Source organism: Micromonospora siamensis, from assembly GCF_900090305.1.
Lineage (GTDB): Bacteria > Actinomycetota > Actinomycetes > Mycobacteriales > Micromonosporaceae > Micromonospora > Micromonospora siamensis.
This window is the reverse complement of record NZ_LT607751.1, coordinates 549934-574696: the sequence shown is the minus strand read 5'-3', so window position 1 is coordinate 574696 and position 24763 is coordinate 549934. Positions and strand designations below refer to the sequence as shown.

At 72.6% G+C, this 24763-nt stretch carries 20 protein-coding genes and 1 pseudogene; 10 read left to right on the top strand and 11 right to left on the bottom strand.

From position 1 onward, the window contains the following. Positions 1-7: 7 nt before the first annotated feature. Positions 8-454 carry a 50S ribosomal protein L9 gene (rplI, locus tag GA0074704_RS02640; RefSeq protein ID WP_088969012.1) on the top strand — a complete coding sequence of 149 codons (447 nt, stop codon included), beginning with the start codon at positions 8-10 and terminating at the stop codon, positions 452-454. 175 nt (positions 455-629) lie between these two features. Here the strand turns inward: rplI and GA0074704_RS02635 are convergent, their stop codons facing one another. Next, on the bottom strand, positions 630-2270 hold the full coding sequence (locus GA0074704_RS02635; RefSeq protein WP_088969011.1) for a hypothetical protein: 1641 nt from the start codon (positions 2268-2270) through the stop codon (positions 630-632). A gap of 397 nt (positions 2271-2667) precedes the next feature. Here GA0074704_RS02635 and dnaB point away from each other — a divergent pair, with 397 nt between their 5' ends. Further along, positions 2668-4095 carry a replicative DNA helicase gene (gene dnaB, locus GA0074704_RS02630; RefSeq protein WP_088969010.1) on the top strand — a complete coding sequence of 476 codons (1428 nt, stop codon included), beginning with the start codon at positions 2668-2670 and terminating at the stop codon, positions 4093-4095. Between the two features lie 11 nt (positions 4096-4106). Then, positions 4107-5045 (top strand): RNA polymerase sigma factor, encoded by a 939-nt coding sequence (locus GA0074704_RS02625; protein WP_088969009.1) that lies wholly within the window; start codon positions 4107-4109, stop codon positions 5043-5045. A gap of 51 nt (positions 5046-5096) precedes the next feature. Here GA0074704_RS02625 and GA0074704_RS02620 read toward each other — a convergent pair whose 3' ends face one another. From GA0074704_RS02620 to GA0074704_RS02600, 5 genes are all read right to left on the bottom strand, one after another. Beyond that, entirely contained in the window at positions 5097-5783 is a 687-nt protein-coding gene (locus GA0074704_RS02620) for a maleylpyruvate isomerase N-terminal domain-containing protein (protein ID WP_088969008.1), read from the bottom strand. 93 nt (positions 5784-5876) lie between these two features. Beyond that, positions 5877-6293 (bottom strand): TFIIB-type zinc ribbon-containing protein, encoded by a 417-nt coding sequence (locus tag GA0074704_RS02615; protein ID WP_088969007.1) that lies wholly within the window; start codon positions 6291-6293, stop codon positions 5877-5879. Between the two features lie 22 nt (positions 6294-6315). Beyond that, positions 6316-6948 carry a phosphoribosyltransferase gene (locus GA0074704_RS02610; RefSeq protein WP_088969006.1) on the bottom strand — a complete coding sequence of 211 codons (633 nt, stop codon included), beginning with the start codon at positions 6946-6948 and terminating at the stop codon, positions 6316-6318. Beyond that, the gene (locus tag GA0074704_RS02605) at positions 6945-8279 is read right to left on the bottom strand and encodes a glycosyltransferase 87 family protein (RefSeq protein ID WP_088969005.1); all 1335 of its coding nucleotides are present in this window, start codon (positions 8277-8279) and stop codon (positions 6945-6947) included. The genes GA0074704_RS02610 and GA0074704_RS02605 overlap by 4 nt, the downstream gene beginning before the upstream one ends. 87 nt (positions 8280-8366) lie before the next feature. After that, positions 8367-10886 carry a putative bifunctional diguanylate cyclase/phosphodiesterase gene (locus GA0074704_RS02600; protein WP_088969004.1) on the bottom strand — a complete coding sequence of 840 codons (2520 nt, stop codon included), beginning with the start codon at positions 10884-10886 and terminating at the stop codon, positions 8367-8369. Between the two features lie 497 nt (positions 10887-11383). Between GA0074704_RS02600 and GA0074704_RS02595 the strand changes: the two genes are divergently transcribed. From GA0074704_RS02595 to GA0074704_RS02575, 5 genes and pseudogenes are all read left to right on the top strand, one after another. Further along, positions 11384-14413, top strand: a complete 3030-nt coding sequence (locus GA0074704_RS02595) for an AfsR/SARP family transcriptional regulator (protein WP_088969003.1) — start codon at positions 11384-11386, stop codon at positions 14411-14413. 334 nt (positions 14414-14747) lie between these two features. After that, entirely contained in the window at positions 14748-15239 is a 492-nt protein-coding gene (gene moaC, locus GA0074704_RS02590; protein WP_088969002.1) for a cyclic pyranopterin monophosphate synthase MoaC, read from the top strand. After that, a pseudogene (locus GA0074704_RS02585) lies at positions 15236-15703 on the top strand (MogA/MoaB family molybdenum cofactor biosynthesis protein); the annotation flags it as partial. The gene moaC and the pseudogene GA0074704_RS02585, both read left to right, overlap by 4 nt. A gap of 179 nt (positions 15704-15882) precedes the next feature. Further along, positions 15883-17145: a molybdopterin molybdotransferase MoeA gene (locus GA0074704_RS02580; protein ID WP_088969001.1), complete on the top strand. Its 1263-nt coding sequence runs from the start codon at positions 15883-15885 to the stop codon at positions 17143-17145. Between the two features lie 32 nt (positions 17146-17177). Then, the gene (locus GA0074704_RS02575; protein WP_088973405.1) at positions 17178-17615 is read left to right on the top strand and encodes a molybdenum cofactor biosynthesis protein MoaE; all 438 of its coding nucleotides are present in this window, start codon (positions 17178-17180) and stop codon (positions 17613-17615) included. A gap of 25 nt (positions 17616-17640) precedes the next feature. Here the strand turns inward: GA0074704_RS02575 and GA0074704_RS02570 are convergent, their stop codons facing one another. Both GA0074704_RS02570 and GA0074704_RS02565 read right to left on the bottom strand, forming a co-directional pair. Further along, a complete protein-coding gene (locus GA0074704_RS02570) occupies positions 17641-19056 on the bottom strand; it encodes a glycosyltransferase 87 family protein (RefSeq protein ID WP_231926866.1) in 1416 nt (471 codons plus the stop codon). A gap of 202 nt (positions 19057-19258) precedes the next feature. Then, positions 19259-19825, bottom strand: a complete 567-nt coding sequence (locus GA0074704_RS02565; protein WP_088969000.1) for a DoxX family protein — start codon at positions 19823-19825, stop codon at positions 19259-19261. Positions 19826-19960: 135 nt separating this feature from the next. Between GA0074704_RS02565 and GA0074704_RS02560 the strand changes: the two genes are divergently transcribed. After that, complete coding sequence (locus GA0074704_RS02560) at positions 19961-20506, top strand: GNAT family N-acetyltransferase (protein ID WP_088968999.1); 546 nt, start codon at positions 19961-19963, stop codon at positions 20504-20506. 7 nt (positions 20507-20513) lie between these two features. Here the strand turns inward: GA0074704_RS02560 and GA0074704_RS02555 are convergent, their stop codons facing one another. From GA0074704_RS02555 to GA0074704_RS02545, 3 genes are all read right to left on the bottom strand, one after another. Continuing rightward, the gene (locus GA0074704_RS02555; RefSeq protein WP_088968998.1) at positions 20514-21752 is read right to left on the bottom strand and encodes an ATP-binding protein; all 1239 of its coding nucleotides are present in this window, start codon (positions 21750-21752) and stop codon (positions 20514-20516) included. A gap of 142 nt (positions 21753-21894) precedes the next feature. After that, positions 21895-22836, bottom strand: a complete 942-nt coding sequence (locus GA0074704_RS29285; protein WP_231926740.1) for an LppU/SCO3897 family protein — start codon at positions 22834-22836, stop codon at positions 21895-21897. A 44-nt stretch (positions 22837-22880) separates the two neighbouring features. Then, complete coding sequence (locus GA0074704_RS02545; protein WP_088973402.1) at positions 22881-23360, bottom strand: LppU/SCO3897 family protein; 480 nt, start codon at positions 23358-23360, stop codon at positions 22881-22883. 366 nt (positions 23361-23726) lie between these two features. Between GA0074704_RS02545 and GA0074704_RS02540 the strand changes: the two genes are divergently transcribed. Further along, complete coding sequence (locus GA0074704_RS02540) at positions 23727-24761, top strand: EamA family transporter (RefSeq protein WP_088968997.1); 1035 nt, start codon at positions 23727-23729, stop codon at positions 24759-24761. Positions 24762-24763: the final 2 nt, after the last annotated feature.

Genomic DNA, 24763 nt, shown 5'->3' with positions numbered 1-24763 from the left:
CACCGAAATGAAGATCATCCTGACTCAGGAGGTGTCCGGCCTCGGCACCCCGGGCGACATCGTCGAGGTGAAGAACGGCTACGGCCGTAACTACCTGCTGCCGCAGGGCTTCGCCATCGCCTGGACCAAGGGCGCGGAGAAGCAGGTCACCCTGATCAAGCGGGCCCGTGGGGCTCGCGAGATCCGCGACCTGGACCACGCCAACGAGGTCAAGGGCCAGCTCGAGGGCCTCAAGGTCAGCCTCAAGGCGCGCGCCGGTGAGGGCGGCCGGCTCTTCGGCTCGGTCACCCCGGCCGAGATCGTCGACGCCGTCAAGGCCGCCGGCGGCCCGGTCCTCGACCGCCGCCGGCTGGAGGTGCCCGGTCACATCAAGTCGACCGGCACCTACCCGGTCAGCGTCAAGCTGCACCCCGAGGTGTCCGCCAAGTTCGACCTCAACGTCGTCCAGGGCTGACCCACACCGCACGACGGAAAGGCCCGCACCGGTGATCCGGTGCGGGCCTTTCCGCGTCCTCGCTCTGACATCCGGTTCCGCATCGACCGCGCCCCCCGGATCCGGGCTCGGATGCCCGTGCACGGAAGGCGGGCCGGACCGCATGCCGGTCCGACGCCCCGCCGTGACTGGTCGGTCAGCCGATCGGCTGACCGGTCACCGCACTGATCATCACCGTGGAGAGACCCCCACCGACCACCGCCGCGGCCAATGCCACCGTCGCCGACCGCCACGTCGTACCCACCCGGCGCAGCACGACCGCCACGACCAGGCTGCTCACCAACGCCAGCCCGAAGCGCGGAGCGCCCGCCAGCAGTGATCCGAGGGCGTGCGCCCGCGGCGAGTCGCAGCCGCCACCACTGATGTCGGTCACGCAACCCGGAGGCGCCTGCCCGTCGAGCGTCAACAGCCAGAGGAAGACCAGTACCGCCGGCACCAGGTAACAGGCCGCCGTGTAGACCAGCGGACGCAGCGGACCACCGGGATCCGGATCCAGCAGGTCGTCCTCCAGGCGGCGCCCCCAAACCCCGCCAGCCGCCGGTTCCGTCCGCTGGCGCAACGACCAGGGTTCCGCCGACCCGGCCCGGCCGACCGGCGCCGTCGGCCGCGCACTGGCCCTCGGTCGGGGTGCCGTGTACGCCACCGCGGGCGACCGGGGCGCCGACGGCGGCGGATCCATCCACCGGGGATCGTCACCGGCCAACCGGGTGCCGGACCAGAACTCCTCCGGCTGCTCCGGCCATGTCCAGCCCTCACCGGTCGTCGGCTCCGCCGCCGGTGCCGGGTCCGTCCCATACCACCGCTCCGCCTCGGAACGGTTCCGCCGGGCGCCCATGGACCGGCCCTCCGCCTCGGCCTGATCCCGGCGGGTGGCCCGCTGACCTTCCCACCGGCCGGAACCGGAGTCCTCACCCACCCAGTCGCCCCGGTCGGTGCCCGCACTGTCGGCCGACCGTACGTCACGACCGCCGCGATCCCACTCCCAGCCGTCGGTCGACTCGCCGGTGTCGGCGTAACCCTCCCACTGGCCGGTGTGTTCGCCCTGGTCCCAGCGGGTTGCCGCACCGGACCGGTCGGCGCCGGACCCCTGCCAGGCGTGTACGCCCGAGGCGTCCCACGGGTCCACCGCGGCCGTCTGCTCCGGCTCCACCTCGGCGGTACGACTCCACGGGTCGACGGCCGGCATGGATTCCGCCGCGGCGCGCCGGGCCCGTCGGGTCCGCCGCTCAGGCTCCGGATCGTCCGGCTCCTCGCCGCCCGACCAGGTCACCTGTGGACGTCGGGAGGCCGAGCGCCGAGGCCGGGCCGCCGGCACCGCCCCGGAGACCGGCTCGTCGGACGGGTCGGCGCGACGACTGCCGACGTACCCCTGCTCCTGCGGGCGGTCGAAGGTCCACTCGCTGGTGTGCTCCGCCTCGGGCGCGGCGCCGATCGCCCGCAGCCCGCCGCGCGCCGGCTCTGCGCGCCTGCCGTATCCGCCCTGCCAGCCCGACCCGGAGGACGGGCGGTCGTCGCCCTCACCGTCGTCCGGCGCGGCGTGCCGCCCACGACCGTCGGGGTGGGCGATGCCCGACTCCACGGCCCAGCGGGGCAGGTAGGAATCGACCGCGTCCCGGGGACCGCGTTCGAGGGCCCGCCGTCGGGCCGATGTGCGGCGAGGCTCCGGGTCGACGGAGTACGGGTCGGCCGGGAGCGGCTCGCGGGGGTCGTCCCAGCCGGCGATCGGCTGACGCGCGCGCGGGCTGCCCTCCCCGCGCTCCCAGTCCCGGTAACTCACGGCCGGAGCGTGACCCTTCTCAACCGAAAGCGCAATCCGCTGTCCAGGTGTAGCCGTTCGCAGCAGATAGTACGGGAAAACCGGCCGGACAGCTTCACCAGAAAATCCTCATCCACAGGGCGGGGATCAAGTTTTCGCAGCTCAGGGCCAATGTGGTCAGAATTCCTCCAAGGTTTTCCACAAGCTGTGCACATCCTGCGCACATGCCTGTGCACCGGCGTCCACAGGTTGTCCCGAGGCTCGTCCACCGGTGTGGTTGGGCTCTGACCTCGGGTTCCGTATCGTGGGGCACCGACCGGTCGCGCGATGGCCCCCGATCGACCGGACCGGTCCGGATCGGAAGTTGTCGCACCCGAGCGGTAGAGCTGGTAGTCGACGTTGCAGTGGAGGGGGATCCGTGTCGGTCACCGACGACATGCGGGCGGAGCCCCGGGGCGGCGGACAGTCGGCCGCCCCCGCCCCTCGCGACGGCCAGTTCGAGCCACGTGAGGGTCAGTTCGAGAAGACCCCGCCGCAGGACGTCGCCGCCGAGCAGTGCGTGCTCGGCGGCATGCTGCTCTCCAAGGACGCCATCGCCGACGTCGTCGAGATCCTGAAGACCACCGACTTCTACCGGCCGGCGCACGCCACCATCTTCGACAAGATCCTCGACATCTACGGTCGGGGTGAGCCGGCCGACGCGATCACCGTGGCGGCGGCCCTCGCCGACTCCGGCGACCTCGCCCGGATCGGCGGCGCGCCCTACCTGCACACCTGCATGTCCGCCGTGCCGACGGCGGCGAACGCCTCCTACTACGCCCGGATCGTCGCCGAGCGCGCCGTGCTGCGCCGGCTGGTCGAGGCCGGCACCCGGATCGTCCAACTCGGCTACGGCACCGCGGCCGGTGGCAGTCGGGACGTCGACGACGTCGTCGACCTGGCCCAGCAGGCGGTCTACGAGATCACCGAGAAGCGGGTCAGCGAGGACTTCGCCGTCCTGGCCGACATGCTCCAGCCGACCCTGGACGAGATCGAGGCGGTCGGTGCGCAGGGCGGCGTGATGACCGGCGTGCCGACCGGCTTCACCGACCTGGACCGGCTGCTCAACGGCCTGCACCCGGGGCAGTTGATCATCGTGGCGGGTCGACCTGGTTTGGGCAAAAGTACGGCAAGTATGGACTTTGCCCGAAATGCGGCTATCAGAGCCAACCAGGCGGCGGCGATCTTCTCGCTGGAAATGAGCAAGGTCGAGATTGTCATGCGACTGCTCTCGGCCGAGGCGCGGGTGCCGCTGCACGTACTGCGCAGCGGTCAGCTCTCCGACGACGACTGGACCAAGCTGGCCCGCTGCATGGGCGAGATCAGCGAGGCCCCGCTCTTCGTCGACGACACGCCGAGCATGAACCTGATGGAGATCCGGGCCAAGGCCCGCCGGCTCAAGCAGAAGCACGACCTCAAGATGATCGTGGTCGACTACCTCCAGCTGATGACCTCGCCCAAGCGCACCGAGAGCCGTCAGCAGGAGGTCGCCGACCTGTCTCGTGGCCTCAAGCTGCTGGCTAAGGAGGTCGAGTGCCCGGTCATCGCGGTCAGCCAGCTGAACCGTGGCCCGGAGCAGCGCACAGACAAGCGACCCCAGTTGTCCGATTTGCGTGAATCAGGCTCAATTGAGCAGGATGCTGACGTTGTCATCCTTCTGCATCGCGACGATTACTACGACAAGGAATCCCCCCGGGCGGGAGAGGCGGATTTCATCATCGCCAAACATCGGAATGGTCCTACCGATTCCATCACTGTCGCCGCGCAACTCCACCTTTCTCGGTTCGTCGACATGGCAATCGTATGAGAAAATGAGCCATGGCTCTCTCCGAGGCTCAGATAAACGCGGTCATTGACCGTGCGGACCGAGGCGAGAGCCTCACCGGATTGGCGGAGGAATACGGCGTCACCCGGCAAGCCGTTCGCGGGCTGCTGCGCCGCCGCGGCATTCCGCCGAGGAGATCCGGAAGGCTCACCGACCACCAGCGTGAAGCTGTGGTCCGGCGATACCTGGAGGGCGCGTCGATCGCGCAGATCGCCCGAGAGGTCGGTGTTTCGGAGCCGTCGGTCCGGGGCCTCCTGCTCCGGCGTGGCGTACCACTGCGGGTGCATACCCTGAATCATGGCGCCTTCGACGAGTTGACGCCGACCGCCTGCTACTGGGCTGGGTTTCTCTTCGCGGATGGTTCGGTGACGGCCCGGCAGGGCCACCTACCCACGGTGTCGGTCGGGCTGGCCGAATGCGATCGTGACCACTTGGTGGCGTTGCGCACTTTTCTCGGCTCGACCAGCAGTATTTCGGCACCGAATCCCAAACTGCGTTCCTGTCAGTTCGCGGTCCGATCGACGCAACTCGCCGACAGGCTCTTGCAACTCGGCCGTTACACCGGTTCCGTGAACGAGCAGCTGACGTCTTCCCGGGATTTCTGGCGGGGCGTCGTGGACGGCGACGGCTCCATCGGCGCCTACGCCAAAAGGCCGGGTGGTCCGCTGAGTCCCCAGTTCCGGTTGGTCGGCCGCCCGCGCCTGCTCGAACCGTTCGTCGACTTTCTCTCCGAGCGGGTCTCCTGCAACCTGACGGTGCGACCGCACAAGACCATCGCGACGGTGGGAACGACCGGCCGGCCGGCGCGGGGGATCATCGACCTGCTCTATCGGGACGCCGAAACCGCACTGAGCCGAAAGGCCGAGCGGGCTGCCGCGATAGTGCGGGCTGGCGATCATCTCGTCCTTCGAGTGCGATCCGCTGAGAGTTAGCCCCACTGCGGCCCTACCACCGGTGCCCGACCTCCACCCGTCGTGCCGCGCTCAGCCGAGCAGCGGGAACCAGCCCGCCGCGTCGCCCAGCTCCACCCGGTCCCGCTCGCCGAGCGGCTCCCGTCCGGTCGCCTTCAACAGGAACTCGACGTCGTCCCACCCCGCCGGCCGGACCGCGTCGTCGCTGAGCAGCCCGTCCATGGTGGCCACCGCGACGGCCGTGGCCAGCTGGCCGGGCGCCGGCGCGTCCGGCAGGTCGAGCACCAGGTCGAGGTGGTGTACGACGGCCTCGGTGGTGAGCGTCGCCAGGAAGTCACCGATCCGCAGCACGTGTCCCTGGGTGGTGACGCACGCGTCCGGGTCGGACGTCTGGACGGCGGCACCGGCGGCGCGTACCGCGGCCGGTGCGGTGTCGGTCCAGAGCCGGACGATTCCGGTGGGCTGGTCGAAGGCGGCAGCCGAGCGGCGCGCCCACCAGGCGTGCCGGGCGCCGTCGTCGCCGGGCGGAAAGGACCGCCAGTAGCCGACGTCGTCGACGTCGGGCGGTCCGTCCGCCGGGCTCGCCAGGGTGACCAGGGCTCGTTGCGCGTCGCAGAGCAGGTGGAACAGCAGGTCGGCGACGACCCAGCCCCGGCATCGGGTCGGTCGCTGGAGGTCGGCGTCGTCGAGCGCGGCAACCACCCGGGTGATCCCGTCGTACGCCTGCGCCAACGCGATGTGCTGCCCCTGCGGCGTCATGGTGTGCAGCGTCGCACGGCGGGACCCCGAGGGCACGCCGTCCGACCGGCCGCGGGCCGGGCCGCGGAGGGCCCGACCCGCGGAGGTGGTACGTCAGCCGAACATCTCGTCGAGGAAGCTCTTGTGCTTCTTGCGCTTGTAGTGGCCGTGGTAGCCGTAGTGCTGCTGCTGCCCGTGGCCGCCGTACGCGGGCTGCGGCGGGTAGCCGTGGCCGGGCGGCGGCGGGGGCGGTGGCGGCACCGCCCCGTAGCCCGGCTGGTGTGCCGGCGGCGGAGGCGGTGGTGGCGGCGCGTACCCGCCCTGGGCGTGGACGTGCTGGCCGGGGGCGGCGGGCTGCGCGGGCGGCTGGCCGGGGTGCTGCTGGTTCCAGTTGGCCTCGGCCTCGAACAACTTCTCGAGTTCGCCCCGGTCGAGGAAGATTCCCCGGCACTCGGTGCACTGGTCGATGACGACTCCGCTGCGCTCGTACTGGCGCATGTCTCCGTGACACTTGGGACAGGTGAGCTGCATTACCCGAAGGTACCCGGCCGGGTCACCCGACTGCCGCCAGCGCGTCGGTCACCTCGTCGTCGGAGACCTCGTGGAAGTCGTCGTAGTAGGCGCTGACCGCGCCGAACTCCGGCGGTTTCTGGGCGCAGACCACCTGGTCGGCCTCGGCGGCGAGCATCTCGTACGCCTCCTGGGCGCCGACCGGCACGGCGACGATCACCCGGTGCGCGCCGAGTTGCCGGGCCACCTGGACGGCGGCCCGGGCGGTGGCGCCGGTGGCGAGCCCGTCGTCGACGATGACGGCGGTGCGGCCGGTGAGGTCGAGCGGAGGGCGGCCGGCCCGGTAGCGCGCTTCGCGGCGGTCCAGCTCGGCCTGCTCGCGGCGCTGCACGTCGGCGACGGCGTCGGCGTCGAGCCGAGCGGCGACCAGGTCGTTGAGGACGCGTACCCCACCGGGACCGAGCGCACCGAAGGCCACCTCGGGCGCCCAGGGCATGCCCAACTTGCGGACGACGAGGATGTCGAGCGGGGCGCCGAGGCGTTCGGCCACCACCCGGGCGACAGGTACGCCGCCGCGGACCAGGCCGAGCACGATGACGTCGGACTGCCCGGTCAGAGCGGTGAGCCGGTCGGCGAGCTGGCTGCCGGCGTCCTCACGATCGCGGTAGGTGCTCATGCCTCCAGGTCTACGCCCTGTTGCCGGTCCGTGCCCCCGAGTCGGGGGAACCGGGCGGCTGGTTCGCGGGCCAGTGCGGGTGCCCAGGCCAGCAGGGCGAGCGGGTAGAGCAGGTAGCCGAACCGGGTGGAGGGCATCAGCAGGATCGCGGCGAGCAGTCCGTACCCGCAGATGAGGGCGGCGGCGGTGGCGGTGCGGGGCGGGCGGCGGACGAGCCGGACGGCGATGGCCGCTCCGGCGGCCACCAGCAGCACCGCGGCGACGACCCGGCCGGCGGGCAACGCGCCGGCGATCAGGTGGCCGGGGAAGGGGGATGCGGCGGGGCTGGTCACCAGGCCGTGGCCGAGGGGAAAGCGGAGCACGTTCTCCACCAGGGCGTCGCGGTCGACGAGCAGCGGCGGGACGAGAGCGAGCAGCGGCAGGCCGAGGGCACCGACGGTGAACCGGCCGGCGGCCCGGCGGGTGACGGCCCAGCAGAGCAGGACCACGGCGACCGGCCAGGCGAAGAGCTTCAGGGCGCCGGCCGCGCCGACGGCCATGCCGGACGCGCCGGGTCGCCCGGAGGCGGCGTAGGCGAGGGCCAGCAGGCAGAGCGCGAGGACGGGAAGGTCGTCACCGCCGGTGGCGAGGGTGAGCGCGCTGACCGGCAGGACGGTGGCGGCCTGCACCCCGCGCAGCAACAGGTCGCCGCCGGGCCGGTCCAGGGGCTGGCCGGCGCGGCGCACGACGACCACCGCCAGGGCGAGGACCACCGCCGTGACCAGCGCGAACCAGGCCCGCGAGTCGGTCCACCAAACGTCGACGGCGGCCCGGGGCAGCCCGAACAGGGCCATGCCCGGCTGGTACGGGGTGTAGCCGAGGAGCCGCTCGTCGGCGGGGAGCGCGGCGATGGCGTCGTGCCCCAGGTAGGGGGTGCCGTCGGTGGCGAGCCGCTCGCCAGCGTGCTCGACGACCAGCACCTCCTCCTGTGCGCGGTCGCTGCGCCCGGCGGCCCGTTGGACGCTCTGCACCACCAGGGGCAGCAGGGCGGTGCCGGCCCAGGCGACCGCGGTTACCGCCCAGCGGGCCCGGTCGCCGACCAGTGGCGATCCGGGTTGGCGGCGGCGGAGCAGCAGCTGACCGGCGGCCATGAGCGCCACGGCCAGGTAACCGGCGGTGGCGACGGCGCCCCAGGCGCGGTGCGGAGGCAGCGTGGAGGTGACGGCGGTGACCGCCGCGAAGACGGCGGAGACCGCGTAGAGAGTGAGGTCGAGGGCGAGGCCGCCGCCAGCGGAATCGAGCCGCCGCCAACGGTCCGGGCCGGCGATGGGTTGGGTGGGGGCGACGGTCACGCGGGCAAGTCTGGCAGACCGCCCCGACGCCACCGCCCATGATCAGCGCGATCTGCGGCAACCGGGGAATCCGATGGAGGGCCGGGTTCAGCCGGGGAGGTTCGAGGTGCCGGCCGCCCGGCTCCGTGGACCGCCGGATCGCCGTCCGGGCAGGCGGATCACCGCCCCGGCGTCGTGCAGCGGCGGGGCCAGCAGACCCGGTCGGCCACCGGAGCCCCGGCGCAGCGCGGCGAGCAGCGCACCGGCGGGCAGTGGTCGGGCGAAGAGATGGCCCTGCCCGGAGCCGCAGCCCAGCTCCCAGAGCGCGTGCCGCTGCGGTTCGTTCTCCACCCCCTCGGCGACCACGTCCAGCTGCAGGCTGCGGCCGAGGTCGAGGGTCGAGCGGATCACGGCGGCCGCCTCCGTGGAGGTCGCCATCGCGTCGACGAAGCTGCGGTCGATCTTCAGCTCGTGCACCGGGATGCGGGAGAGCAGCGACAGGGAGGAGTAGCCGGTGCCGAAGTCGTCGAGGGCGAGCCGCACCCCGGCGTCCCGCAACCGGCTGAGCACCCGGTCGACCACGTCGAGCTGGCTGAGCGTCAGCGTCTCGGTCAACTCCAGCACCAGCCGGTCCGGGGGCAGGTCGTGGGCGCGCAGCCGGGCCAGCACCGCGCCCGGGAACCGGGCGTCGAGCAGGCTGCGCGGCGACACGTTCACCGACACCGGTAGGTCGAATCCGGCGTCCCGCCAGCTGCGGGCGGCGGTCAGCGCCTGGTCGAGGATCGCCTCCGCGAACGCGGGCAACAGCCCGGAGCGTTCCACCGCCTCCAGGAACCGCAGCGGGTCGATCAGCCCGTGCGTCGGATGGTGCCAGCGGGCCAGCGCCTCCGCGCCGGTCACCTCGCCACTGCCCAGGTCGACGATGGGCTGAAAGTTGACGGTGAACTCGTGGTCGGCCACCGCGCGGGGCAGTTCGCCGCCCAGGGTGAGCCGGCCCAGGTCGGCGGTGTCCCGGGTCGGGGCGTACGTGGCGATCCGCTGCCCGGCCCGCTTCGCCTGGTACATAGCGACGTCCGCCCGGCGCAGCAGTTCAGGCATGCCGCCGTTGGCCGGCGCGGCGGCGATGCCGCCGCTGGCCTCCACGCTGATCCGCATGCCGTCCAGGTCGAGCGGCTCGTGCAGGGCCGCCAGCAGCGTCTCCGCCCGGTGCGCGGCCACCGCCGGGGCCGGCAGACCCCGCAGGAGTACGGCGAACTCGTCACCGCCCAACCGGGCGACCAGGTCCTCGGGGCGGGTGGCGGCGCGCAGCCGGTCGGCGACCTGCATCAGCACCTGGTCACCGGCCGAGTGGCCGAGGGTGTCGTTGACCTCCTTGAAATGGTTGAGGTCGATCAGCACCAGGGCGGTGACCCCTTCGGCGTGCCGGTTGCCGAGCTGTTCGGTGCCCTGCTCCAGCAGGTGCCGGCGGTTGGACAGGCCGGTCAACGCGTCGTGGGTGGCAGCGTGCGCGTGGGCATCGGCCACCCGGGCCAGCTCCGCGTACGCCTGGGCGTTGCGGACGGCCGTGCAGAGCGCGGAGGCGAACGTCCGCAGGGTGTACTGCTCGCGTTCGGAGAGCTCGACCGGGCCGCGGAACCGCAGCCGCAGGACGCCCACGTCGGCGCTGCCGTCGTGCCCTTCCAGGGCGGCCGGGATGACCATCCCGGTGACCTCGCTGACCTCCTCGCCGGTGCCGTCGTAGCTGAGGGCGTCGGCGCTGCCGCGGACCACCCGGCCGCCGTCGCGCAGTTCGATCTCCACCTCGTCGGCGGAGAAGAGGGTCGCGGCCTGGGTGACGGCGGTGGTCAGGACCTTGTCGAGGTCGACGACGTTGAGGGCGTCGGTGGTACGGGCGAGGCGCTGCCAGGCCTGTTGCTCGGTGCGGGCCCGCACCCGGTTGGAATAGAGCAGGTGCAGGCTGAAGATCAGAGGCGGCACCGCCAAAAGGAAGCGACTGTCGATGCGAAGGATGAGGACCGTGCCGATGACGACGGCGAGCCGCGCGACCGCCGTCACGAGTCGCAGAACCCAGTCCTCACGCGCCAGGTCCCGCAGTCGCTCGCCGGTCGCCAGTGCGATGACGGGTAGGACCGTCACTTCGTCGAGCAGCACTGCGGCCAGGTACGCCAGCGAGAACGGCAGGACGGTGGCGGCGGTCGACTCCTCGCCAAGGCTCCACCCTGCGGCATGAATTGCCAGGCCAGCGACTGTCGCCACCAGCATGTTCTTACCAATACCGAAGACCGCTCTGAACGGTGCGACCCGCGCGATGGCGGTGGCGATGGCCAGGCCGCATCCCGTCGCGAGTACCACGACGGAGGTGGGGGCAACCGAGAGTGCGATGACTATCGCTGTCTCGGTCCAGGCAATGTCATGGTGCGAGGCACGGATGCGAATTCGGACCTTGACCAGGAAGCCCAATGCTGCCAGGGAGACGAGGGCAAGCCAGGTGCCAGGGCTGGCGGGTGAGGTGTCCGCGACGAGTTGAAAGACCGATACCGCGGCCGAGGCCGCCGCCAGAAAGACGACGAGACCGACTAGCGGCAAGAGCCGCTGATCGGTCCCGTTACGTCGACTTTGTGGAGCCACCCATCGTCCCTATTCAGTCACCGATGGCTGTGCGCTCCGCAAGCTTACTTCTCATGCCGTCGTTGCAGAAGACTGCCTACGTCCACTCGTGCGACTTCACCATGTCGACCCCCAGCCGTTCTTCTCGCCTGCACTGAAGAGAGCGTAAGGGGAGCAACGAGCGTTAGGTGCGGATAAATGTCGCTATATGCAACATCAGCCAAGCTGGAGATAGTTTGTCACTATCTGTCCACATGGTGTGAGCGGAGTGCGCAGGCGATGTTGCCTGTACCCGCTTGATGTATTGCTGATAGGCGATGAACATCTGAACAGGTGTCGCGCCGACAGTTGAAGCTTCCCTGCCCAAGGGTGATGGGCTCATCCCCGCTTCGGTCAGTTGGCGTGCAGTCCTCGTCCAAAGTCGTCATTCTTCCCGACGGGGCTCAGGGCGCGTCGGCTGAGGGTGACCCGCCCTGGCGGGGCATCACCGAGAGTCAGGAGGAGGCGGCTTGACGGCGGTGCGGGTCCTGGGGCCCCTTGAGGTCTTGGCTGCCGACGGTCGGATGCTGTTGCTTGGCACCCCGAAGCAGCGGTTGGTGCTGGGCGTGCTCGCTCTCTCGCCGGACCACCTGGTCCAACTGGATGCGCTCGTCGACGAACTCTGGCCGATTGACCCGCCGCGTTCCGCGGTAGCGAACGTTCGTACATATGCGGCCAATTTGCGCCGGGCCTTCGCGGCAGCCGACCCGGGACGACACCTGATCGTGCGAGAGGCCGACGGCTATCGTCTGGCGCTGCCGGTTGATTCGATCGACCTTGGCCTCTTCTCCGACGAATATCGCACGGTTCGTGAGCATGTCGCGCAAGGGCTCCTGGAGACGGCCGCCCGGTCGCTGAGCCTGGCGCTCTCCCGTCGACGGGGCCCGCTGCTCGCCGGCCTGCCGCTCGGTTCCATGCTCAGCGGCCGGCGGGTCGCCGTCGAGGAGGAGATGCTCGCGGCGACGGAACTCCTCGCCGACGTCCGCATCCAACTGGGCAGTCCGGGAGAAGCTGCCTCTCTGCTCCGGCCCCAGGTCAAGGCGCATCCGCTGCGTGAGCCCAGCCACTTCCTGCTGGTCCGGGCGCTGTACCAGCAGGGTGACGTGGTGGGTGCACTCGATGCATATCGCTTCTCGCGAGATGCGCTCCGGGAGCATCTCGGCATCGAGCCGGGGCCGGAGTTCCAACGGCTGCACCGCGCCATCCTCAACCGAGCACCCGTGGTGGGGGCGGCCGCACCTGCCGGGGCTTTCGGTGGCGAACGTCCCGGCCTGTCGGCATCCCTCAAGAGTTGGTTGCCCAGGGGAGCCAGCGATTTCGTGGGGCGGGCCAGCAACGTGGCCCGTCTGCTGGCGGAGACCCGCCGGGTGGAGGCCCAGACGGCGGCGGTGCACGTCATCGACGGCATGGCGGGTAGTGGTAAGACGACGCTCGCCGTCCACGTCGCGCGCCGGTTGGCTGACCGCTACCCCGACGCGCAGCTCTTCATCGATCTTTGCGGGCACGGTGAGAAGGCGCCCGTCGAGCCGTCCGCAGCACTCGTCACCCTGCTCCGGCAACTCGGGGTGGAGGCGGGCCTCATCCCGGCCGAGCAGGATCTACGGGTGCAACTCTGGCGGCGCGAGCTGGCGGCCCGGCGGGCGGTGGTCGTGCTTGACAATGCCGCGAGCAGCGACCAGATTGCTCCGCTGCTCCCGGCGTTGCCTGGGACGATCGTGCTTGTCACCTCGCGTCGGCGCCTCGCCACTCCGGACGGCGGCCTGCCGGAGTCGCTGGCGGTGATGACACCTGACGAGGGACTGCAGCTGTTGAAGGTGACTGCTGGCGCCGATCGGATCGACGCGGACCCGGAGGCGGCTGCCGAAGCGGTGCGACGGTGCGGGTATCTGCCTCTGGCGATCCGGCTTGCCGGTTCCCGGCTGGCACACCGCCGGAAGTGGCGAGTCGCCGACTTGGCCGCCCGGTTGGCCGCCCCTGCCCCCGTCCTGGATCAGCTCGGCGTCGAGGACCGGTCGGTCGCCGGCGCCTTCGCCGCTTCCTACGAGCCACTGGATGAGTCCGGCAAGCGAATGATCCGTGTGCTCGGCGTGTTTCCTGGCCACTTCACCATCGAGATGGCCGCTGCCCTGGCCGAGTTGCCACTCGCCACTGCTGTACGGGTGGTGGACGACCTGGTGGACAGGCATCTCGTCGAGGAGACAGGAGGTGACCGGTACCGGTTGCACGACCTGATGCGCCACTACGCGAACCAGCTTTCGCCAGACGATCACCGGTCGGATCGTCACTCAGCCGTGGGACACCTGCTCAATTTCGTGCTGCACGCGGTTCTCGCTGCGAACGAGGGGTTGCTCGACTCACACGACGTGCGTGCCGAGCTGGCACCGGATCCGGCGTGGCGACCAGACCTGCTCGCCGCAGCCGGAGTATTGGGGCCGGACTGGCTGGAACGGGAGCGGGCTACCCTCGCCGGTTTGGTCGAGGCGGCGCAGGACTCCGGCCAGTACGACTTTGCGTGGCGGCTCGCCAGGGCCACGTGGCGCTTCTACTACATCCGCGGCTACTTCGACGACATCCGTCATACCCACAGGCTGGGTCTTGCGGCAGCGGAGGCGCTCGGTGACCACCGGGCTGTGGCAGCCATGAGTAACTATCTCGCCTCAGCCCATCTGCGGACGGGGGACTACGACGAGGCGGCCCGGCTCATAGAACGGTCGGTGGCGTTGGCCCGAGAACTCGCTGACGATCGGCTGTTGCTGCGGTACCAGGCCAACATGTCAGTCGTCCACTGGCTACGTGGAGAGCTCCAGGAATCAGTCGCGCTCGGTACCGCCATGCTCCGGCACCCCAAGTTCCTCGGTTCGGTGCGCGGCCCGCATGTGTTGTCCAACCTGGGCCTGGCGCTCACCGTGCTCGGCCGGTACGACGATGCACTCCACGTCCACCGGCTGCATCTCTTCCTGGCGAGGGTCAATGGCGACCTCTTCCACACCACCAACGCACTCGGTCACCTCGCTGCGGTCAAGGTGCGGTCGGGGCAGTGGGCGTCGGCCGTGCGGATCCTCAATGCCGCTCTCATGCTGCGTCAGCGCACCGGCCACCGGTACAGCGAGAGCGAGAACCACAACGACCTCGGCATCGCTTACCGCAACCTCGGACGCTTGGAAGACGGCGTCCGGCAGCACGAGTTGGCGTTGGAGCTGGCCATCGACTCCGGAGAACGGCATGCCCAGGCCGCCGCACTCAATGACCTCGCTTTCACGTGGGTGAAGCTGGGACAGACCGCTGATGCCACGCGTGCTCACCGGCGTGCCCTGGAGTCGTCCACCCGCATCGCTCATCCGTACGAGCAGGGCCGTGCCCTCGCCGGAATCGCCGAACTCGTTGCCGTCGCGGACCCGGCTGAGGCTCGCCGCTACTGGCAGAGGGCGCTGGCAATCTTCGAGCGGATGGGCGTGCCGGAGCGCTCAGAAGTCCGCCGCCGGCTGGACGGGCTCCGTGATCAGGCCTGACCTGGCAATCCGGCGCTTATCGATTTCTTATCGCGCCGCTCGGTACGGTTCCCGCGATCGGTCAACGGGGAGGTCATGGTCCGGGGCGGACCGGGCCGACGAGACGCCCGCCGCTGGTTTCCCCAGCGATCGGCAGCGGGTGACAGCGGGAGGGGCGCGGCTCGGGCACCGCGCTGCGCTCCTCCCGCCACGTTCTGCCCCGACGAACCCGAACAGGGCGCCGAAGGGACAAGGTCGAGCCGGTAAAACGCGACCTTCCGGGATGGCGCGACATCCGGGCAACCCCGCAGCGGGACGAGGCGGCCCGTCGCACCCGGGGGATAGGCTCGCGGCCGTGACCGATCCCGTGCAGCTCACCCACGTCGACGCCGCAGGCGCGGCCCGCATGGTCGACGTCTCCGCCAAGCCGGTCTCCGGCCGGCTGGCGGTCGCCGCCGGCCGGCTCCGCACGACCGCCGAGGTGGTGGAGCTGCTCCGCCGGGACGGCCTGCCCAAGGGCGACGCGCTCGCGGTGGGCCGGCTGGCCGGCATCATGGGCGCCAAGCGCACTCCCGACCTGATTCCGCTCTGCCACCCGATCGCCCTGCACGGGGTCGAGGTCGAGCTGCAACCGACGACCGACACGGTGGAGATCACCGCGACGGCGCGGACCGCCGACCGGACGGGTGTCGAGATGGAGGCCCTGACCGCGGTGGCGGTGGCCGGGCTGGCCCTGGTCGACATGGTCAAGGCGGTCGACCCGGCGGCCTCGGTGGACGCGGTGCGCGTGCTCCGCAAGGAGGGCGGCAAGACCGGCGAGTGGGTCCGCCCGGAGGACCGGCCGTGATCCGCGCGCGGGTGGTCGTCGCCTCCAACCGGGCCTCCGCCGGGGTCTACGAGGACACCAGCGGACCGCTGCTCGTCGCCGGCCTGCGGGAGCTGGGCTGCCAGGTGGACGAGCCGGTGGTGGTGCCCGACGGCGAGCCGGTCGGCGAGGCGCTGCGGGCCGCCCGGGCCGCCGGGATCGACGTGGTGCTGACCAGCGGCGGCACGGGCATCAACCCGACCGACCGGACGCCGGAGGTGACCCGCGCGCTGCTCGACCACGAGATTCCCGGCATCGCCGAGGCGATCCGGGCCCACAGCCGGGAGCGGGTGCCGACCTCGGCGCTGTCCCGGGGGTTGGCCGGGGTGGTCGGCCGGATGCTGGTGGTCAACCTGCCCGGCTCGCGGGGCGGCGCCAAGGACGGCCTCGCGGTGCTCGGGCCGATTCTCGCCCACGCCGTCGACCAGCTGCGCGGCGGCGACCACCAGCCGTCGCCCCCACCGACCACGCAGGCCCCCATGCCGACCCGGGATCTGACGCCGGAGGCCACGCAGGCCACCACCGGGGCAACGCCGCCGGAGGACAAGGTCACGGAGACCATGCCGGCGACCGGCGGTGACCGAGTGACCGCGCAGGCCGACCCGGCCGACGATAGGCTCGCCGGATGAGCACCGAAACCGCGGCCCACGCGGGGGAACGGGCGACCGCGCCACCGCCGGCCGGTTGGGAGGAGGCCCGCGCCCGGGTGTACGCGGTCGGCCTCTCCGCCGCCCTGCCCGCGGTCAGCCGGTCGCTCGCCGACCTCGACGGGCACACCCTGGCCGAGCCGTTGACCACGCGTACGGACCTGCCGGCCTTCCCCACCTCCAGCGTGGACGGCTGGGCGGTGCGCGGCGAGGGACCGTGGCGGGTGGTCGGCCGGGTGCTCGCCGGCAACCGGCCGGCGCCGCTGACCGAGGACGGCAGCACGGTCGAGATCGCCACCGGCGCGATGGTCCCGGAGGGCACCACGGCGATCCTGCGGGTGGAGGAGTCGACGCGGACGGGTGACGACCTGGTCGACGGCACGCCCCGGCCGGCCCCGGAGTGGCGGGAGCCGGGCGAGGAGGCGTACTCGGGTGAGGAACTGCTCCCGGCCGGCACCCCGGTCGACCCGGCGCTGATCGGGTTGGCCGCGTCCTGCGGCCACGACACCCTGCGGGTCCGGCGGGCGCCCCGCGCGGCGCTGCTGGTCTTCGGTGACGAACTGCTGACCAAGGGCCCGCCGGGGGCGGGCCGGGTCCGCGACGCGCTCGGTCCGGCGGTGCCGGCCTGGTTGCGCCGCTACGGCTGCCAGGTGCGCCCCTCCGACGTCGTGGGTCCGGTGGCGGACACCCTGTCCGCGCACGTGGCCGCCGTCCGGTCGGCGCTGGCCGGTGCGGACCTGGTCTGCACGACCGGCGGCACGATGCACGGCCCGGTGGACCACCTGCATCCCACCCTGGTGGCGCTCGGCGCGGACTACGTGGTGAACACCGTGGCGGTCCGGCCGGGCTTCCCGATGCTGCTGGCCCGGCTGGTCTCCGACGACGGCCGGGTCCGGTTCGTCGCCGGCCTGCCGGGCAACCCGCAGTCCGCGATCGTGGCGCTGGTGTCGCTGGTGGCGCCCCTGCTCGCGGGGTTGCAGGGCCGTCCGATGCCGGTCCTGCCGCACGCCACACTGGCGGAGCCGATCGCCGGTCGGGGCGACTACACCCACCTGGCCCTGGTCCGGCTGGACCGGGTGGCCGGCACCGCCCACCCGGTGCGGCACGTCGGCTCGGCCATGCTGCGCGGGCTGGCCGGGGCGGACGGGTTCGCGGTCGTCCGGCCGGGTACCACGGGTGCGGTGGGCGACCGGGTGCCGGTCGTGCCGCTGCCGCTGCTGCCCGGGGAACGGTCCTGGTGACCGCGCCGACCGACACCCGCGAGGAGGGTCCGATGTCCGCGTCCACGGCCGCGCCGGCCAGCTTCGGCACCGTCACCGACCAGCCCTTGGACCTGGCCGCGCACGAGGCGGCGGTCGCCGACCGCCGGGCCGGCGCGGTGGTCTCCTTCCAGGGCGTGGTCCGCGACCACGACCACGGTCGCCCGGTCACCACCCTGGAATACGAGGGCCACCCGAGCGCCGAGGCGGTCCTCAAGGAGGTCGCCGCCGAGATCGCCGCCGACCCCGACGTGTACGCGGTGGCCGTCTCGCACCGGATCGGCCCGCTGGAGATCGGTGATGTGGCCCTGGTGGCGGCGGTGAGCACCGCCCACCGAGCCGCCGCGTTCACCGCCTGCGCCCGGCTGGTCGACGAGGTCAAGGCCCGGCTGCCGATCTGGAAGCGGCAGGTCTTCGCCGACGGCACCGAGGAGTGGGTGAACTGCCCCTGAGCCGACCGGCCCGGTGGCCGGGGTCTCAGCGGCGGTCGGCGAACTGGGCCGTCCGGGCCGGCCGCTGGTTGTAGAACGCCGGTTCGGCGCCGGGCCGCCAGGGCAGCGCGGCGACCAGCGCGATCAGCGCGATGGCCAACGAGTTCTCCATCAGCGCGCCGAACAGCCCGTCCTCGTAGTGCGACACCTCCGGCAGTTGGTGCTCGTACGGCCAGATCGGGGAGACCAGGAAGAGCAGGTAGAGCCCGACGGCGGCCACCCCGTGGCGCATCCCGGTGAGGGTGGGGTACCAGATCGGCGGGCGCAGCCCGGTCACCGCGGGCGGCCCCCCGTACGCGGGATGCGTCCCGGTGCGCGCGGCCGGTCCCCGGCTGGCCTCCCGCCGGCGGACGGCGGCGTCGGCGAGGACCAGGATCGCCGGGATGACCCAGACCAGGTGGTGCGACCAGGAGATCGGGCTGATCACGTTGGCGGTGAGCCCGACCAGGGTGAACGCGGTCAACTCGTCGCCGTCGGCGTGGGCGGCGGCGGCCCGGGACAGCCCCAGCGCCAGGACCAGCATGGAGAAGGTCACCCAGAGCAGGCCGGGCGTCTCGATGGCGTCGTAGAGCCGGGCCAGCAGGCCGGCCAGGGACTGGTTGGCGGTCATGTCGGCCGCCCCCACCCGCTGCGTCTGCCACAGCACGGAGCCGAAGTAGGCCCGGGACTCCGCACCGACCACCAGGAACGTCCCCGCGGTCACCGCGACGGTGGTGCCGATGGCGGTGACCGCCGCCCGCCACTGCCGGGTGACCAGCAGGTAGCCGATGAAGAGCGCGGGGGTCAGCTTGATCGCCGTGGCCAGGCCGATGCCGATGCCCGCCCAGGCGCCGCCGAACGCGAAGCGGGCCAGCGGCCCGGTGCCGGCGAGGCGGGCCAGCGCGCCGGTGACCGCCGGGCGGCTGCTGCGCCGGGACCGCCAGCGCAGGCCGACCAGGTCGGCGATGATCAGCGCGAAGAGGAACAGGTTCACCTGGCCGTAGCCGAGGGTCTCCCGGACCGGTTCGATGGCCACCGCCATCGGCACCGCCACGCCGACGCTGAACCAGAGCGGCCAGCCGAGCCGGTCGACGAGCGGCCGCAGCAGGGCGACCATGGCGACGGTGAGCGCGGCGACGCTGGCCGCCGCGTTCAGCCAGCCGGCCAGCAGCACCGGCACCCGCGCCATCGGCAGCATGGCCAGCGCCGCGAACGGCGGGTAGGTGAAACCCAGGGTGGTGGTGGGGGCGACGAAGTCGTACAGCTCGTGGCCGCTCGCCCACCACACCACCGCGCCGTGGTAGATCCGCATGTCGAAGAAGGTGTACGGCCGGCCGAACGCGCCGATGGCCAGCCAGGCGGCGTACCCGGTGGCGACGACGACGCCGAGCCGGACCAGGCGGAGCCGGTCCCGGTCGCTGATCCGCGGCCGGGCGGGGAGGGACGGCTCCCCGTCGGGCCGGTAGCGGCGCCTCACCTGGCCCCCTCCCCCTACTGCGACCGAATGCGATTCCACTGATCCCGGGTGGTTCTCGACATGCACACCGCGTTAACGCCTGCCGGAGCGGTCAGGTGATTCGCGGCCGGGGGGTGGAGGTGACCGGTGGGGGAGGGAGCGGGACGGTTCAGCCGGGCAGTCGCCGGGCGGTGGCGGCGGAGCGTACGGCGATCCGGGCCTCCCGCTTGGCGGTCCGCACCGCCCGCTGCACCGAGCGCCCGGACCGCTGCACGGAGCGCTTGGAGTGGCCGATCCGGTGGCCGGCCCGCCAGCGCAGACCCGGCTTGCCCTCGGTGTCGGCGGCGGCGAGCAGGAGCCCGCCGAACAGGCCGAGGTTCTTCAGGAAGTGGATCTGGTTGTTGTTCCGGGCGGTCGGGTCGTCGTTGTTCCAGAAGGGATGCCCGGCCAGGGTGGTCGGCACCAGCGTGCCGGCGAGTACCAGGGCCGCGGGGCGGGCCAGTTTGCCGGTGGCGAGCATCAGCCCGGCGGCGACCTGGGTGGCCGCGTTGATCCGGATCAGCGACTCGGTGTCCGTGGGGACCTGGGGGGCGTTCTTCTCGATCAGGGGGGTGATCCGGTCGGTCACCGGCTTCGCCGCCGTGACCAGTCGGCCGGGGTTCTGAAAGTTGCGGGCACCGCTGACCACGAAGATGCCGCTCAACATGACTCGGGCGAGGGAGCGCACGGGTTTCATGGATCAGTCATACCCCCTGAAACGGATCGCTACCCCTGCAACGGCCGGATCCCGACCGGCCGTGGCGGTGCCCGCGCCACGCCGATCCGAGCGACCGTCGCGGATGGGCGGGCGACGGAGGGTAACGTCGCGCGGGTGACGACCCTGCGGCTGCGACCCGAGGGGCCGGCGGACGCCGGGCCGGTGCGGCGGGTGCTCGCGGCCGCCTTCGCCCGCCCGGACGTGGCCACCCCGCCCGAGGTGGGGTTGGTCGACGAGCTGCGGGACAGCGACGCCTGGATCCCCGAGCTGGCGATGGTCGCCGAGTACGGCGGCGAGGTGGTCGGCTACGCCCTGCTGACCCGGGTGCGGGTCCGGGGCGACGCGGGGGTCGCGCCGGCGTTGGCCCTGGGGCCGGTGGCGGTGGCGCCGCACCGGCAGCGGGTGGGGCACGGCGCCGCCGTGGTGCAGGCCGCCCTGGAGGCGGCCACCGAGTTGGGCGAGCGGCTGGTGGTGGTGCTCGGCGACCCGGCGTACTACCGGCGGTTCGGCTTCGACCGGGCCGACCGGATGGGCTTGACCAGCCCGTGGTCGGGGCTGGGCGAGCCGTGGCAGGCGTTGGCGTTGCCGCCGACGGTCAGTGGCGAGGGCCCGCTGCCGCGCGGCGAGGTGGTCTTCCCGCCGCCCTGGTCCAGGGTCTGAGGGCTCGTCAGGCCGGCTGGGTGCGCAGGTACCGGCCGAAGTGCGGCACGGTGAAGGCGACCGTCCCGCGCTCGCCGGAATAGATCAGCCCCTTCTTGATCAGGGCGTCCCGGGCCGGGGAGAGGCTGGCCGGTTTCCGGCCCAGCGAGCGGGCGATCTCGGCGGTCGGCACCGCGGCGTCCATGTCGTCGCGTCCGCCGTCCTCCTCCCCCTCCACCAGGGAGAGGGTCGCCATGGCCCGCATGTACTCCCGCTCCGCCGGGGTGGCCCGCTCGAACCGGGAGCCGAAGAAGCCGACCGCCAGTTCGGCCTCCGCCTCGGGCGCGGCCACCCGGACGTCCGCCGCGGTGATCGGTGAGCGCGGGGCGTGGTCCCAGGTGGCCTTCCCGTACGCCTGGACGAAGTACGGATAGCCGCCGGACTTCTCGTAGAGCAGGTCGAGGGCCTTCGCCTCGTACTCGACCTCCTCCCGCTCGGCCGGCGCGCAGAGCGCCTGGTCGGCGGCGATCCGGTCGAGCCGGTCGATGCGCTGGTAGCGGAAGAGCCGTTCCGAGTACGACTTGGCCGCGCTGAGCACGGCCGGCAGGTGCGGCAGGCCGGCGCCGACCACGATCAGCGGGGCGCCGAGCTGGGACAGTTCGTGGCAGGCGGCGCAGAGCGCGGAGACGTCCTCCGCGCCGAGGTCCTGCATCTCGTCGATGAAGATCGCGATGCCGGTGCCGACGTCGGTCGCCACGGCCGCCGCGTCGGTGAGCAGTTCGACCAGGTCGATCTCGATGTCACCGGAGTCCGCCCGCCCGCTGCTGGCCGGTACGTCGATGCCGGGCTGCCAGCGGTCCCGCAGCTTCGGGGCGGTGCCGCCGCGGCCGGTCGGCGCCGAGCGCTGGGCGAACGCCTTCAGCACGCCGAGGAAGCCGTCGATCCGGTCCGGCGCCCGGTGCCGGGGGGCCAGTTCGCGGACCGCCATGTGCAGGGCGGCGGCCACCGGGCGGCGCAGCGACTGGTCCGGCCGGGCCTCGATCTTGCCGGTGCCCCACAGGTGGGTGATGGCCTGCGAGCGGAGGGTGTTGAGCAGCACCGTCTTGCCGACGCCGCGCAGGCCGGTGAGCATCAGGCTGCGTTCGGGGCGGCCCCGGGCGATCCGTTCCAGGACCACGTCGAAGACGTCCAGCTCCCGCCCCCGCCCGGCGAGTTCGGGCGGGCGCTGCCCCGCGCCGGGGGCGTACGGGTTGCGGACCGGATCCACGCATCGCAGAGTATCGGCCGTTCTAGCGGGGGAGCTAGAGATGGATAGACGGGGTTACCGGCGTGTCGCGTCGAGACGAAACTAGGGCTGTCTAGCGTGGATGCTAGACAGCCCTAGTTTTGTCTACCGAGGATGTTCGGGGTCAGCGGGCCCGGCGCAGGCAGAGCACGAAGTCCTGCTCCGCCAGCGGGCCGTCACTGACGTAGTTCGCCGTGGCCTCCGGCGCCAACCGGGCGCACCGGTCCCCCTCGGCGGTGCCCGGGATCCGCAGCAGCACCTCGAAGGTGCCCGGGCCGCACGGCACCTTGCGCAGCTCGGCCGCCTGGCTCGTACCGTCGTTGACCACGCAGTCGCCCTTGGCGAAGTCCGTCGCGCCCGGCGCGGACGGTTCCTCCGTCGGCTCCTCGGTGGGTTCCTCCGCCGGTTCCTCGGTCGGGTCGGCCGGTACCGCCGTCGAGGGCGCGGACGACGACCGGTCGTCGTCGCCGGACGGCAGAATAAGCCACCCGGCCAGGACCAGGCAGGGGCAGAGCAGGGCGACCAGCACCGCCCCGACGATCAGGGCGATCTTGCGGCCCGACCGCCGCGCCGGTGGCGCCGGATATCCGGGCGGCGCCGCCCACTGACCGCCACCCACCGCCCCACCGGGCGGGTACGGACCGGCCGGGTAGGGCACCGGCGGGTAGGCCGCGGTCGGCTCCCCCGGCGGGTAGGCCGCCGTCGGTTCGCCCGGCTGGTACGGCGCCGGCGGGTAGGCCGCCGTCGGTCCCTCCGGCTGGTACGGCCCCGGTGGGTAGGCGGCCGTCGGGCCGCCGGACGGGTAGGGCCCGGCCGGCGACTGGGCGGCCGGCGGCGGGAACGGACCGCTGGGCGGGTACGGCCCGGGCATCGGCGCGGTCGGCGGCTCCGCCCCGGAGATCGGCATGGTGGGCGAGTCGTCGGGACCGGCCGGCGGTCCGGCCCAGCCCGGCAGCGGCGCGGTCGGTGGCTCCCCGCCGGCCGGCGGGCGGGCCCAGGGCGACGGAGCGCCGTCGCCCTGGCCTGCGGCTGATTGGGGGTACGGGTCGTCGTCGGGGCGGGACATCGGCTTCCCCCGGGGTCGAGGCGGCTCAGCGCTGCCGGGCCGGCTCAGCGCTGCTTCAGGCAGAGGACGAAGTCCAGGGTGTCCAGCTCACTGTCGAAGAAGAACCAGTTGGTGTAGCCGGGCACCTTCGCGCACTTCGCCTCCGCGTCCTTCTCACCACTCGTGGGGCCGTCGAAACGGCGGACCACCTCGTAGCTGCTCGGGTCGCAGGCGCTGATCAGCAACTTCGGCTTTCCACCGGCCGGTCCCTCGTTGCGGACGCACTGCCCCTCCTTGACGAACCGCGGGTCGGCCGTGGACTGCGGGGCGGGAGCGGTCGGGACCGCCGAGACGGCGGCGCTCGCCGGGGCGACGGGCGTGCCGGACGTCGCATCGGACTCCGACGCCACCTGCTCCGGCCCACCGCTGAGCAGCAGCCAGGTCAGGGTGCCGGCGGCGGCCAGCAGGGCCACCGACAGGACGGCCAGCACGGCGATCAGCGGACCCTTGCCGCGCCGGGGCACCGGCTGCCCGTCGTACGACACCGGGCCGGGGCCGCCCGGACGGTAGGGATCGGCGCCGTCCGGATTCGGGTAGTCGTCGGGCCCGATCGGGCGGCTGCGCGGGACGGCTGGCGCTTCCGCCGCCTCCACGGCCGCCGGCCAGCCGGGCGAGGGATGGTACGCCGGCTGGTCGGGCCGGCCGGGTGACGTCTCGCCCCAACCGGGCCCGGTCCGGGGCGCGGAGCCGGCGTCGAACCCGTCGTCCGGTCGGCGCCCGTCCCACGGGTCCGGGTCGCCGTCACCCGGGGAGCCGTAGTTCGCCATGCGCGCCCTCCTGCGTACCAGTGGTGAGAGGCCGGCCACCTCGGGGCAGCGCGGACACCGTCGTCACCGTAGCGTGATCCAACGATGACCTCACCCACTCCGCGTCCTTCGTCACCCCCGCAACCGCCGAACCCGGTCCGGTCACCGGGCGGCGGTTCGACGTCCGCCACCCGGCCGGCCCTGATCTGGATCGCGCTCGGCCTGGTCTACGTCCTGTGGGGATCGACCTACCTGGGCATCCGGGTGGCCGTCGAGTCGATGCCGCCGCTGCTCTCCGCCGCGCTGCGGTTCGCCGCCGCCGCGGTGGTGCTCGCCGTGGTGCTGCGACTGCGCGGCGGCCGTGGCGCGCTCCGCGTCGACCGGCGTCAGCTCGGCTCCGCCGCCCTCGTCGGGATGCTGCTGCTGGCCGGCGGCAACGGTCTGGTGGTGCTCGCCGAGTCCGGACCGCCCGGTACGGCCCTGCCGTCGGGCGTGGCGGCGCTGCTGGTGGCGACGGTTCCGCTGCTGGTGGTGCTGCTGCGCGCGGTCACCGGGGACCGGCCCCGGGCGTGGACGTTCGTCGGGGTCACGCTGGGCTTCGTCGGTCTGGTGCTGCTCGTGCTCCCCGGTGGGTCGGGCGCGGTGCCGCTGGTCGGTGCGCTCACCGTGGTCGCCGGGGCGACCAGCTGGTCGGTCGGCTCGTTCCTCGCCGGCAGGCTGCCGATGCCGACGGACCCCTTCGTCGCCACGGTCTACGAGATGGTCGCCGGTGCGGCCGTGCTCGCGCTGCTCGGCGCGGGCCGGGGCGAGCTGACGGGCCTCGACCCGGCGGCGATCACCACCCGGTCGTGGGTCGCGTTGGGCTACCTGACGGTGGCCGGCTCGCTGGTCGCCTTCACCGCGTACGTGTGGCTGCTCCAGCACGCGCCGATCTCGCTGGTCTCCACGTACGCCTACGTCAACCCGGCGGTCGCGGTGGCGCTCGGCGCGCTGCTCGTGGCCGAGCCGGTCACCCCGCCGGTCCTGCTCGGCGGCGCGGTCATCGTGGCCGGGGTGGCCCTGGTGGTGACCACCGAACGTCCCCGCCGCCCGACCACCGAACGCCCCCGCCGCCCGGCCGTCGACGAACCGACGGGCTGAGC